General features: G+C 46.0%; 12 protein-coding genes. 9 read left to right on the forward strand and 3 right to left on the reverse strand.

Annotated features, from left to right (window positions below; all coding sequences use genetic code 11):
- Positions 1-76 precede the first annotated feature (76 nt).
- From QUA53_RS12730 to QUA53_RS12770, 8 genes are all read left to right on the forward strand, one after another.
- Entirely contained in the window at positions 77-1,171 is a 1,095-nt protein-coding gene (locus tag QUA53_RS12730) for an acyltransferase (RefSeq protein ID WP_333097596.1), read from the forward strand.
- A 566-nt stretch (positions 1,172-1,737) separates the two neighbouring features.
- Positions 1,738-2,799 carry an NADH:flavin oxidoreductase/NADH oxidase gene (locus tag QUA53_RS12735; RefSeq protein ID WP_333097594.1) on the forward strand — a complete coding sequence of 354 codons (1,062 nt, stop codon included), beginning with the start codon at positions 1,738-1,740 and terminating at the stop codon, positions 2,797-2,799.
- 169 nt (positions 2,800-2,968) lie between these two features.
- Complete coding sequence (locus QUA53_RS12745) at positions 2,969-3,262, forward strand: hypothetical protein (protein WP_333097592.1); 294 nt, start codon at positions 2,969-2,971, stop codon at positions 3,260-3,262.
- Between the two features lie 28 nt (positions 3,263-3,290).
- Positions 3,291-4,196, forward strand: coding sequence for a D-hexose-6-phosphate mutarotase (locus QUA53_RS12750; RefSeq protein ID WP_333097591.1), 906 nt, complete (start codon positions 3,291-3,293; stop codon positions 4,194-4,196).
- Positions 4,197-4,529: 333 nt separating this feature from the next.
- A complete protein-coding gene (locus tag QUA53_RS12755; protein ID WP_333097590.1) occupies positions 4,530-6,062 on the forward strand; it encodes a phosphomannomutase/phosphoglucomutase in 1,533 nt (510 codons plus the stop codon).
- A gap of 46 nt (positions 6,063-6,108) precedes the next feature.
- Positions 6,109-6,336: a hypothetical protein gene (locus QUA53_RS12760; RefSeq protein ID WP_190658651.1), complete on the forward strand. Its 228-nt coding sequence runs from the start codon at positions 6,109-6,111 to the stop codon at positions 6,334-6,336.
- A gap of 560 nt (positions 6,337-6,896) precedes the next feature.
- Entirely contained in the window at positions 6,897-7,838 is a 942-nt protein-coding gene (locus tag QUA53_RS12765; protein ID WP_333097716.1) for a M23 family metallopeptidase, read from the forward strand.
- A gap of 209 nt (positions 7,839-8,047) precedes the next feature.
- Positions 8,048-8,584, forward strand: a complete 537-nt coding sequence (locus QUA53_RS12770) for a late competence development ComFB family protein (RefSeq protein ID WP_006631395.1) — start codon at positions 8,048-8,050, stop codon at positions 8,582-8,584.
- A 251-nt stretch (positions 8,585-8,835) separates the two neighbouring features.
- On the opposite strand, the gene psb29 is transcribed toward QUA53_RS12770, so the two are convergent.
- Positions 8,836-9,549 carry a photosystem II biogenesis protein Psp29 gene (gene psb29 / locus QUA53_RS12775; protein ID WP_333097587.1) on the reverse strand — a complete coding sequence of 238 codons (714 nt, stop codon included), beginning with the start codon at positions 9,547-9,549 and terminating at the stop codon, positions 8,836-8,838.
- Between the two features lie 342 nt (positions 9,550-9,891).
- Between psb29 and QUA53_RS12780 the strand changes: the two genes are divergently transcribed.
- A complete protein-coding gene (locus QUA53_RS12780) occupies positions 9,892-10,512 on the forward strand; it encodes a chromophore lyase CpcT/CpeT (protein WP_333097585.1) in 621 nt (206 codons plus the stop codon).
- Between the two features lie 245 nt (positions 10,513-10,757).
- On the opposite strand, the gene QUA53_RS12785 is transcribed toward QUA53_RS12780, so the two are convergent.
- Both QUA53_RS12785 and hemF read right to left on the reverse strand, forming a co-directional pair.
- Positions 10,758-11,120 carry an STAS domain-containing protein gene (locus QUA53_RS12785; protein ID WP_006631392.1) on the reverse strand — a complete coding sequence of 121 codons (363 nt, stop codon included), beginning with the start codon at positions 11,118-11,120 and terminating at the stop codon, positions 10,758-10,760.
- 57 nt (positions 11,121-11,177) lie between these two features.
- On the reverse strand, positions 11,178-12,221 hold the full coding sequence (gene hemF, locus QUA53_RS12790; protein WP_333097583.1) for an oxygen-dependent coproporphyrinogen oxidase: 1,044 nt from the start codon (positions 12,219-12,221) through the stop codon (positions 11,178-11,180).
- Between the last annotated feature and the right edge of the window lie 211 nt (positions 12,222-12,432).

Genomic DNA, 12,432 nt, shown 5'->3' on the forward strand with positions numbered 1-12,432 from the left:
GTGTTGACTATATTTGGCGCGTTGACTATAGTTGATAAACCAGCACAACGGCCACCCTTGACCCAGGTATTTTCTCATGGCACAGAGTTCAACTCCTCACAAAAAGCTTAACCTCTTGCAAGTTTATCGAGGGATTGCGGCTGTATTAGTGGTAATGTTTCACCTCAACGAGATGAGCGGCGAGAGATTAAATCAAGTTACTTTTTTTAATTTATTTCAGGCTGGGTGGAGCGGTGTTGATTACTTTTTTGTATTGAGCGGTTTTATTATGGTGTATGTTCACCGATCGGCGATCGGTAAAAAAGACCAGTTAAAATCGTTTTTAGTCAAACGTGGCGTGCGAATTTACCCCATATACTGGATAATTACTCTAACAGTTTTGTGTTTTTTCCTAGTAATTCCCGGTTTTGCTAACAATAAAGATTTAAGTGTGGGACAGGTAATTGTATCGCTGCTCTTGATTCCTCAAAAGGACAAGCCCATTCTGGATGTAGGTTGGACTTTAACTTACGAAATATATTTTTATGTATTGTTCAGCATAGCTATTTGGCTGAAGCCCAAACATTCTGCGCCTATACTTTCGGCTTGGCTATTGGTAACGATTTTAAATTTTTGTAAATTTATAAATTTTCCCAAATCTTTTTTCTTGCTAAGTCAAGTATTTGGTAATATGAATCTAGAATTTGTTTTGGGCTGCTTGGCTGCCTATATTGTGATTAAATATAATAATAAGATTGGCAAGTACAGGTGGATATTATTTGGAATAGCCAATTTAGGATATGTTATTTTAGGAATTCTCGTTGCATGGGGAAACATAGAGTTTGAGCGCGTCACTACTTTTGCAGTGCTAGCAGCTCTGTTAATCATTGCTGCTACCTCGATAGACCTCAAGGATTCCCCGAAAATTCCTTATATTTTAATTTTTTTGGGAGATGCGTCATACTCGATATTCTTGACCCACGGGCCTCTGATTTCAGCAAGTACAAAAATTCTCCAAAAGGCGAAATTAGAAAAATATTTTGACGGTTTCTTTGCTCCGGCTCTACTGGCAATGTTCGCCGTAGTTTTCGGTTGCATATTCTACTCTTTGATAGAAAAACCATTGACAGTTTTTCTGCGGAAAAATATTGTTGAAAAAATGTTTACTCCCAACGCAGAGAGCCGAATTTAAAAAATCCGAAGGTTGGCCGCTTTGGGAAGTTAAGAATCACGATACTGTCTGCTGTGAAATTAATCTCCTTCTAACGGGTTATTGTTACTTTCGGACTCCCAAGCCTAAACTGTGATTTTATTGCTCAAAAACGCACTCGGTCGAGATATTTGAGCTGTATACTGACAAGCCCTCGGAGACTCGAGATTATGGGGATTATGGACAGCCATCTCTATGCACTCGCGATCGAGTCAATTGCCATTGAACGTCTGATTGTGTCTAGCCAGGGGAGTCAAAGTGACGAGGATTAGGTGAAAGCTGCAGTAGCACCTGTAAAGACTGCGCCAGAGCCGATCGAGTCCCTAACTGCAGGACACCCGTATGAGCTAGCTCGGTCACGAACTGAGCATTGCCGATTTCTACATAATTCCCGTCTTCACCTACCTATCGCAGACCCCAGAGTACGAAGCAACGATCGCGCGAACTTCAAAGCTGCGGACTGGGTGGAATGAGGTCAGTCAACTTCCCACTGTGAAGAAAGTCTGTACTTGAGATCTGTGCACTTTATAACTTAAGGGTTTACAACCATGTCGCATTTATTTGAGCCATTGGATCAACGCGGTGTTACATTCCGAAATCGCATTGCAGTTTCTCCCATGTGTCAATATTCAAGCGTTGATGGATTCGCCAATGATTGGCATTTGGTTCATCTCGTCAGTCGAGCCGTAGGAGGGGTAGGGCTTGTCATGACTGAAGCAGCGGCGGTCGAGCCTGAAGGACGAATTACGCCGCAAGATTTGGGAATGTGGCAAGATCCTCACATTGAAATGTGGGCGCGAATCGTCGAGTTAATTCACCGCAACGGTGCAGTTGCGGGAATTCAACTTGCTCATGCAGGTCGAAAAGCCAGTACAGCAGCTCCGTGGGATGGCGGCGATGTGCTTTCGGAATCCCAAGGAGGATGGACTTCGATCGCCCCTAGCGCCATTCCATTTGAACCCGATAGCCCCGCCCCGATCGCTGTGAGTATCGAAGACATTCAAAAGTTGACCGCATCCTTTGTTAAGGCAGCTCAACGCGCCCTCGAAGCAGGATTTGACGTAATAGAGATTCATGCGGCTCACGGCTACCTACTGCATGAATTTATGTCTCCTTTGAGCAATCAACGGACAGATGACTATGGTGGCAGTTTTGAGCATCGCATCCGGTTTTTATGTGAAGTTGTACAAGGGGTGCGAAATGTTTTGCCGGATCAAACACCGCTTTGGGTTCGCATCTCTGCAACCGATTGGGTTCCACATGGTTGGGACATTGAACAAAGTATTGTACTCAGCGATAAATTAAAGTCACTGGGCGTTGATTTAATCGATTGTTCTTCAGGTGCAATTGTACCGGGTGAAAAGATTCCGACGGGTGCAGGTTATCAAACTATTTTTGCCGATTGCATTCGACGCGAAGCCAACATTGCCACCGGAGCAGTTGGTATGATTACTGCACCCGCGCAGGCTGACCACATCATCCGTACCGGTCAAGCAGATATGGTATTACTTGCCAGAGAAATGCTGCGCGATCCTTATTGGCCGATGCGGGCTGCGAAGCAACTACGTCAATCAGTGCCTGCTCCAATTCAATACGCTCGCGCTTGGTAATTAAGCGGCTTTGCGATCGCCCGGGCGATTGCCTATGCCATTGAGCAGCCCGGTGATGTGGATGTCAACGAAACGATCGTCCGTCCGACTCGTCAGCATTTGTAAAGTGGGGCGCATGAAAGTCGATCGACTCAACGGAATTTAACCCAATGGCTCAACCTGAGACCGAATGGCTGGTGAAATGCACTACATTCGAGGTTGCACAGGTAAGCCGTTAGTGCTGATTCACGGTTTTGCGCGAAGCTGGCGATCGGGGCATCCCATCCTCAACGATCTCGCTGCTAAACGCAATCGGCTTGCTTACGGAGAAATCAGCAAAGTTTGTCGGTGGGTTCGATCGCACATCCCCTCGCGGTCGGTTGGCACTTCCAATCTTTTTGTCGGAGGGCATCGTTGTGTCGATCGCACCTTCCCCCGTCCAACCCAACAATCTAATCAATCTAGCAACCATAATATCGGATAATTGTAAAGCAATTCACCAAGCCAAAAGCATGAGTATTGACCAATTAAACACAGACTACGGCATTGCCGGGAACCTCACCTTCGCCACGGGAAATGGTGGTTTCCCGATGATTCACATCGACAACGGTCAAGCCAAAGCCTTAATTTCTGTGTATTCCGGTCAAGTTCTCTCTTTTCAACCAGCCACCGAAACCACAGATTTGATGTTCGTTAGCGAAAAAGCCTACTACGCTGAAGGGAAAGCCATCAAAGGCGGTATACCCATCTGTTGGCCCTGGTTTGGCCCCGATCCCGAAGCCTTGGGGCGTCCGAGTCATGGGTTTGTGCGGAATCGTCTCTGGAATGTGTTAGAAACCGCCACAACCCCAGACGGCGCAACCAAAGTCACTCTCGGACTCAAGGATACCGATGAAACTAGAGCAATTTGGCCCCAAGCCTTTGAACTGGCGATCGTGATTACGATCGGCACCACCCTCACTGTAGAATTAATCACCCGCAATCTAGGCGACAAAGCATTTCCCCTCACGCAAGCTTTCCACACCTATTTCCAAGTCGGCGATATTAACCGCGTGCAGGTTTTAGGTTTAGAAAATAGCCAGTATCTTGATAAAGCGGATGGTGGTGTCGAAAAAACTCAAGTGGGTGCAGTGGTAGTAACAGGTGAAGTCGATCGCATTTATCTTGATGTCACCAATGAATTAGTCATTGACGATAGCGCCCTCAATCGTCGGATTCGCATTAAATCATCGGGTAGTAAATCCGTCGTAGTGTGGAATCCCTGGGTGACAATTTCTGCAAATATGGCCGACCTTGATGATGAAGATTATCAGCGTTTGCTCTGCGTAGAAACGACCAATGCAGCTACAGATATTGTGGAAGTTCCCCCTGATGGTGAGTTCCGCTTGCAGGCAATTTACAGCGTTGAACGCGACTAAGGAATTAGAGCTTAATTTTAGCGGTGATGGGGCAAAAATTCTCAGTAAGCTGTTCAACATTGCAATTGGATATTATGGGTGTTGCTCACATCCCACCTACAAGACTGGGATTGTTTCTTTAAATACAACTTAAATGCCGATTAGCTGATTGAATAGAAAAACTCTGTCACCCTAATGACTAATAATACCGAATTTGATATTTCTCCCGTGTTTATTTATTAGTCCTCGAAGGACGTTCGGCGAATCTGAGTCGGACCGTTTAGCGGCAGAGGAAAGTTTGTATAATTAGTTTCAACCGCGGACTCCGATATTTTTACTTACCATCAATATATTATGCAAAACTTCAACTGGACAAAACTTCAAAATGGATCGGACATTCGCGGTATCGCCCTCGAAGGCGTTCCCAATGAAAAAGTCAACCTAACGCCCGAAATTGCGACAATCTTAGGTAAATCCTTTGTCAGTTGGCTGGTGCAAAAACTCAATAAACCAGCGGCAGAATTAACGATCGCGATCGGTCGTGACAGTCGGCTATCAGGCCCAACCTTAATGCAAGCAGTGATCGAGGGAATCGCCTCAGTTGGTGCAACAGTGTACGACTTTGATATGGCCTCAACCCCCGCCATGTTTATGAGTACCATTACCCCTGGTTTTGATTGCGACGGCGCGATTATGCTCACTGCTAGTCATTTGCCATTTAATCGAAACGGCTTAAAGTTTTTCACTGCCAAAGGTGGGTTACAAAAGCAGGATATTACAGAGATCTTAACACTAGCCCAAAGCAATTACTTTGAGCCAGCCTCATCGCCCGGTAAGCTTACAAAGCATGATTTTATCTCTGTTTATGCTAACCAATTTGTCACAAAAATCCGGGAAGCAGTCAATCACGCCGATAACTTTGAGCAGCCGCTGAAAGGATTAAAAATTGTTGTGGATGCGGGCAATGGCGCTGGCGGTTTTTATGTTGATAAAGTCTTAAAACCTTTAGGTGCAGACACCACGGGCAGTCAGTTTTTAGAACCAGACGGTACTTTTCCCAATCATGTGCCAAATCCCGAAGATAAACAGGCAATGCAGTCAATTTGTCAAGCGGTAATTGAACATAAAGCTGATTTTGGGATTATTTTTGATACCGATGTCGATCGCAGTGCGGCTGTCGATCGAGTTGGCAAGGAACTCAATCGCAATCGCTTAATTGCGTTGATTTCTGCGATCGTATTAAAAGAACACCCAGGCTCTACCATTGTCACCGATTCTATCACCTCTGATGGCTTGACACAATTCATCGAACAGGATCTAAAAGGGATTCACCATCGCTTTAAACGCGGCTACAAAAATGTGATTGATGAGTCGATACGCCTCAATGAAGCGGGACAGGAATCATGGCTGGCGATTGAAACCTCTGGACATGGAGCTTTGAAAGAAAATTACTTTTTGGATGATGGCGCTTATTTGGTCAGCAAATTATTAATTGAATTGGCTAAGTCAAAGCTAGCAAACCAATCTTTACCAGATTTAATTGCGAATTTAAAAGAACCCGAAGAAAGTGTAGAATTTCGGATTAAACTTGGTGTAGATGATTTCAAGGCTCACGGATCTCGCGTTATTGAGCAACTGCAAGAATTTGTCTCAACGCAAGCTGACTGGAAAATAGTTCCCAACAACTACGAAGGTCTGCGAATTTCCTGCACGTCAGCTTGCGAATCCGGCTGGTTTCTGTTACGCTTATCGCTCCACGATCCGGTAATGCCTTTGAATGTTGAGTCTAATGTTAAGGGTGGTGTTGCTCACATAGTCGCTCGGCTTTTAGCTTTTTTCCAAACCACCGAATCCCTTGATTTTTCCGCACTATCGATTTCAGTTTGACTGGTGTCTGACTATTACTAAACCAAACCCAAGGAGGAATTTAATCATGTGGCTTTTAATCATAAAATGTTCTGCAGAAAGCTGGGAGACCCATTCCAAAGCTTTCAAAGCCATCGCGGCCAAATATCCGGCCACGCCTTCCTCTTCCAAAAAGATGAAAGGCGATGGTCAACGCATCATGGAATATCAGCTTGAGAATGTCAATGATGTAGAGGAATTTATGGAAGAATGCTTGACGTTAGATGGTTTCACTGCTACCTTTGAATCCCTATAATTCTAGGCGATCGGATTATAGCAAGTCTCAATTTTTATCTCATACCATTTTAGAGGTGAGATTTTAAAATTGGGAATCAATATTATTTTGCCAAAAACAGGCTACAATAACTAGAGAGTTTGAGGAAGGTTCTAGGAAAGTCAACGGCTAAGAAAGAATTCATTTAACAGCTCTTGAGTTAAAAATAATTCTGTTGTAGCGCCGTGAACTATAACTAATATTAATTGTCAAAAATTATGTAATAGTACCTAGGACTGATAAAATACAATCATCTGGTTATAGATTAAGAGTTTTGCTGTTGAAACTTGGGTTCTCCGATATTTGTAATGGAAACTATAGTGTGAGCGTCTGCCTCAAGCGGGCTTTCCTCCCCGCACTACGGGAATTTTTATTATTCTTATCACCTCAAGTTGAGTATTTATTTAAGTTAGTCTCTCATCTCCAAATTTTTGACCAAGCTTTTTACCTAAGGCTTTTTCTCTTGACTTATTGCGGATTGCTATAGTTAGTCTAGATAGTTAAAAATATATCAGCGAGACAAAGATTAAGGACACCTAGTGATGATAATGACTGTGATTCGAGGCAACGGCGGGCTAAGTGCCGAAATAGTTACGGGTCGGATTTGGCGGTGGGGGCAGTTGAAAGCAAACAAGCTAACCGCCAGTTCGATCGGGGGAATTGTTGCTGGCTTTCTGAGTTTTGCCCTGCCGGTGCAAGCTTTGCAGGTAGTTGTGACGCCGACAAATCCAGAACTGGGAGATACGCTGTCAGTAATGATTCAGGTTGACGGTAACGGGGGGGAAACTCCAAAAGTTTCTCTCCAGCAAAAAAACTACCCCGCGTTTCCCATCGGCAATGGGCGCTTTCGTGCCTTGCTGCCGACGACGCCGGTAGAGAAAGCAGGTGCCCGCCAAATCCAGGTCACAGGTGACGGACAAGTGCAGAAGTTGATCGTGCAAGTGCGCGATCGAGATTTTCCCACTCAATCTATCTGGCTTCCGCCTGGGAAAGACGAGGAAGGTACAGATGCTGAATTCGATCGCGTAGACGCATTTAAAGCACTGGTGACACCCGAAAAATTTTGGGACGGCAAATTGTTGCGCCCCAACTCCGGCGAAATTACTACTATTTACGGGGTGCGACGTTATTATAATGGGGTATTTGCTCAAGACTACTACCACCGCGGCGTTGATTACGCAGGTGCTTACGGTTCCCCTGTCGTGGCACCGGCAGCAGGTCGGGTGTCTCTAGTGGGACGCGAATCGCAAGGCTTCAAAATCCACGGGAATGTGGTTGGTCTCGACCACGGTCAGGGGGTAGCAAGTATTTTGATGCACCTCAGCCGGATTGATGTCAAGGAAGGCGATGTCGTGAAAGCCGGTCAAGTAATCGGTGCTCTGGGGTCAACGGGGGCTGCTACAGGCCCTCACCTGCACTGGGGACTTTACGTGCACGGGCAGTCCGTCGATCCTGTACCTTGGCGGCTTCAGGGAGTTGAGTAGGAATTTTTACAGGTTTTGACGGATTTATCAGTCAATTATGGGGTAAGTTTGTGGCTGGGGTGTGCAGATAACTGTTATGGGTTATCTGTAATTGAGTTAGGATTTGTATAAAATTTCTCAACTCAACCCTCACAACTCAAATCTCAAGACGCTAACCATCGCGTCTTCACAAAACTTTATTAATGATGCCGTTGAGCGGGGACGCATATATGAGTATTGAAAAAATTGTTGAACAGGCTTTGCAGGATGGTTATTTAACGCCGTCTATGGAAGCTGAGGTGGGACGGATCTGCAATACGGCTTCGGAATTGTCGATCGAAGAGTACATGGCTCTCGATCGTCTGATGGGATCTTTGTTAACTGGGGAAGTGGTGGTACTGCCACGCAAACAGTTCATCAATGTGATGGAAGAATTGGTACTCAGCGATGCGATCGCTAGGGTGGCCGAAATTGAGGCGACGAGCGACCTGAGTCTGGATGTGGGAGATATTGCAGCTTATGCGTTAAATAGGCTGCCACCTCTGTACGCTACGACAGAAGAGGGCGCTCACTTTCAAAGGGCTAGGGCTAAAGAGCAACTTCACGATTTGATTTCCAAAGAAGTCAACGCAGCCATCGCCCGCAACTTAGACAGACCCGACACCCCAAACCCGACAGCTTTGGGCAAGTCTTCGGGAAACGAGGTTCTTTCACAGCTAAGCACTTGGCTGCAAGCTAACGCCACTAATTTTGAACCCCAGCCTTAGTACGACCCCAACAGCTCTATTTCAGTTAAGCCGATCCCGCTCAATTCAGAAAGCGGGATTTTTAGTTTCTGAGCAACCAACATCTGAAGGCACAAGGTGGAAGCCAGAATTCAAGAAGAACAATTAAAATTTAAGATTTATTTATTTTGTGTCAAAAATAAAAAATCCCTCTTTCTTATTCCTTGTTCCTGACATCCGTTACATCCGAAGAAAGCGAATCCGTTGCCAAACTTCCTGCTTCCCTGAAAGGATTAATTGTTGCTGTCAGAAGAGTCTGCCGAGGGGCCAGCGGTAACTTTTGTTTCTCGCTTTTCGCGTTTTTTCCGTTCCGCTTGGATGACATCTTGAAGCACTATTCGCGCTTGAGCCATTTTTTCTAAATTGCTGCGGTACAAATCTAAATCTTTGCTAACTTTGTCTTCTGGCAGGTGCAAGGCCGCACTGACTTTAGCGATCGCACCGTTTCGCGTTTCTTGGTCTTTTACTAAGTTAGGATCAGCTTTTTCTAACAGCGAGAACAAACCGATCGCGAACAAGCGGCTGTACTTAAATTGAGGGTTGCTGGCTATCGCCCCTAAAGACGCTTGCAAATCCGCTGTATCTTCAAAGCTGGTCGAGCGATCGAGCCACGAGAGCAACTCTTGTCCGGAAAGTCGCTCTGCCAAGCTTTCCAATCGCTGAGCGTCTTGCTTGTAGCGCTCTGGATCGTCTTCTAGGGACTTGCACAAAGCGTTAAAAATCGAAACTCTGTCTGCTTCTGGGGCGTACCCAAGCATGAATCGATCGAAAGCTGTCACTACACCCAAAGCATAAATCGGGTCGTATTGAAAATCGGCATTCGCCGAAAGCAAGTGCATTTCTACCATCAACTCTTCCACCACTCGACGGTAAATTGAGTTGATCGGTCGAGTGTGAATCGTATAGAAACTTCGCTTAGTATCTGAAACAGTACGGTTATTGTTCACCTGAGTCTTATAGATAAATAATTTTGCCGTAGCGGGCGTGCCAGCGCGGCGTGAGTAAAGTCGGGGGAGTCAATTCTGCGATCGATCTGACAAAAATTGCCAGTTTTTTTAAGCGTTGCCACCTCCTTGCGAGAAAAAAAATTATCAAAAATATTTTACGCGCGATCGGCAGCAACAATTAATATGTCGCAATAGGAGGGAAAAACCCCAGTATCTTTACAATCATAGCTTAGCTGGGATCGCTCATAAATCTAATCTTCTGACTTCCCCAGCCTAGAGATGGTCTTGCATAGCACAATAATTTTTTCTTGTCAACCCCTAATGGTGAAAAATCAAACAAACATGACAATTTCTCCTGAATTAATAGCTTTAGCCCAGTACATGGCGGGCGAATTTGACAACCGGGAACAAGCGCTAGCAGAGCCGACGTGGTACGTCCACCTTCGTTTGTGGCAAAGACCACTATCGGTTCGTTTATTTTCCGAACCCAGCATTGCGCTGTTTGCTGAACAAGCCAACATCCTGGAATTAGATAAGCCATACCGCCCCCGCATCGTGCAACTGAGGCACTCACAGATAGCGCCGGGACTTATCGAAGCTCAGTATTATATGTTCCACGACATTACAGCCGTCAAAGGAGCCGGTTGCAACCCCGACTTGCTTGGAAAGCTAACGAAGGAAAAAATCCAACTCCTCCCCGGCTGCACCCTGTCGGTTGCAGTGCAAAATTTAGCCTCAAACAGCTATCGCTTTCGGGCATCTTTGCCGGAGGGCACTCGCTGCGGCTTTGCCTACGGGGGGCAAAATTACCAAGTAGACTTGGGATTTGAAGCCGCAGGCGAGGAATTTCTCAGCTACGACAAAGGAATAAACCCCACGACAGGCAAGGCTATCTGGGGAGCTTTAATGGGCCCTTTTAGATTTGTCAAGCGTCAGGATTTTGCTGCTGAGATATTGGTTTGAAGCAAGAAGCAACAAGAAACAAGGAAGAAAGATTTAGCTATCTAGGATAGAAGGCAAGACTTTACCTTGACCTATTCTTCTACTTTAGTGTTTTGGTGAACCCCTCAACCTCTCAAGAAAGGAAGAAAGCATAAGGAAGCTGGCAAGAATTTACCTGCTTCCTGTTCTTGTGCAGGGTTCCGGCGCATTTTGTGAGCCTCAAGCTTAAATTGCGCTTACACCGCAACCGATGCAAGCGGGAGCGGTCAACTTGCGCGCGGCACCCCCTCTAGAGCTTCTTCTTCCGTTTCAAAGATTTCAAACACAGAATCCATCATGGTGACTTCAAACACCAGTTTGGCTTCGGGATGAACATTGCAAATGCGGAAACTTCCCTTAACTTTATCCGCATCCCGCATACCTGCTACAAGTGAGGTCAGGCCAGAGCTATCGATAAAGTTAACCTGACCAAGATTCACTACAACATGGCGGCTAAGTTTGGAAATACACTCTTGCAACTTGAGGCGGAATTGCCAAGCTGTAGTGATGTCCAACCGTCCTGTCGGTGCTAAGACGATAACTGTTGTACCGTCTTGAAGCGTGTGGGTTTTTTGATCAATATGAATCACTGACCCTTCCCTCAAATTTATTATCTATCGCGGTGGTTACTGTCCCAGTAGTTTAACTCAGGTCGGTGACTGCTGAGGCATCCAATTCGCCCAATCTTGCGGTTTTAAGAACTTGGAGTAGAGTTCGGCTTCGGGAGAGTTGGGTTCTGGCTCGTAAGAGTATTCCCAGCGTACCAAAGGTGGCAGGGACATTAAAATCGATTCGGTGCGTCCGTTGGTCTGCAAGCCAAAGGTCGTGCCTCGATCGTACACCAAGTTAAATTCAACGTAACGGCCGCGGCGGTAAAGTTGGAAATTACGCTCGCGCTCGCCGTATTCTTTCGATCGGTGCTTTTCAATAATAGGGGTGTAAGCCGGCAAAAAGGCCCGGCCGCAATCCTGTACGAAGGCGAACAGCGACTCCCAAGTTCTAGGTTCCGGCACGCCGATGTTGTTGCTGCACTCAGCGGCTTTGCCTTTGACATGATGGTCGCGGTAAAGCGCGCCTTGAGCGCTTTGGTAGTCAAAAAACAGACCGCCCACGCCGCGGGTTTCTTGGCGGTGGGGGAGGTAGAAATATTCGTCGCACCAGAGTTTAAAGGTCGGATAATATCCGGGATGGTGGCGATCGCAAGTTGCTTTCAGAGTTTTGTGAAAATGAGCTGCATCCTCAGCGAACGGGTAATAAGGAGTCAAATCCACACCGCCGCCAAACCACCAAATTGGGCCGGCCTCAAAATAGCGGTAATTCAGGTGAACCGTAGGCAAGTATGGATTGCGGGGGTGCAGCACCATCGAAGTGCCCGTTGCATAGAAATCGTGACCGGCAGCTTCTGGGTGCTTTGCCAAAATCAAAGCCGGCAAACTTTCGCCCCACACTTGGGAAAAATTGACTCCCCCTTGTTCAAACACATCGCCTTCGCGCATGACGCGAGAACGTCCGCCGCCGCCTTCGGAGCGTTCCCAAGAGTCCTCCTTAAATTTGCCAACGCCATCGAGCTGTTCGAGGGATTGACAAATTTCGTCTTGTAGGGTTTTCATAAATTGGCTGACTCTAGCTCTAGAGTCAGCGGGGGGCAAAAACGGGGAAGTGGCTGTTTTAAGTGTTGTAGAAACTGTCATAAAATTTTCTGTTGTCAGATTTGAGTCTTAGATGGGCGATGAATCCCAAATCCAGTCGTCATGTAATTATGCCACCGTAGGTCTGCAAATGATCGCTATGAAGTTACATTAAAAAATAGCAATAAAAATATACTTGTGCGATTCGTTTAACCTAAATGAGTAGAAATACTCAGGGACGGTTAGCCTAATCAACCGATTAGGACAACTGAGT

This window comes from Microcoleus sp. Pol12B3, from assembly GCF_036701355.1.
GTDB lineage: Bacteria > Cyanobacteriota > Cyanobacteriia > Cyanobacteriales > Microcoleaceae > Microcoleus.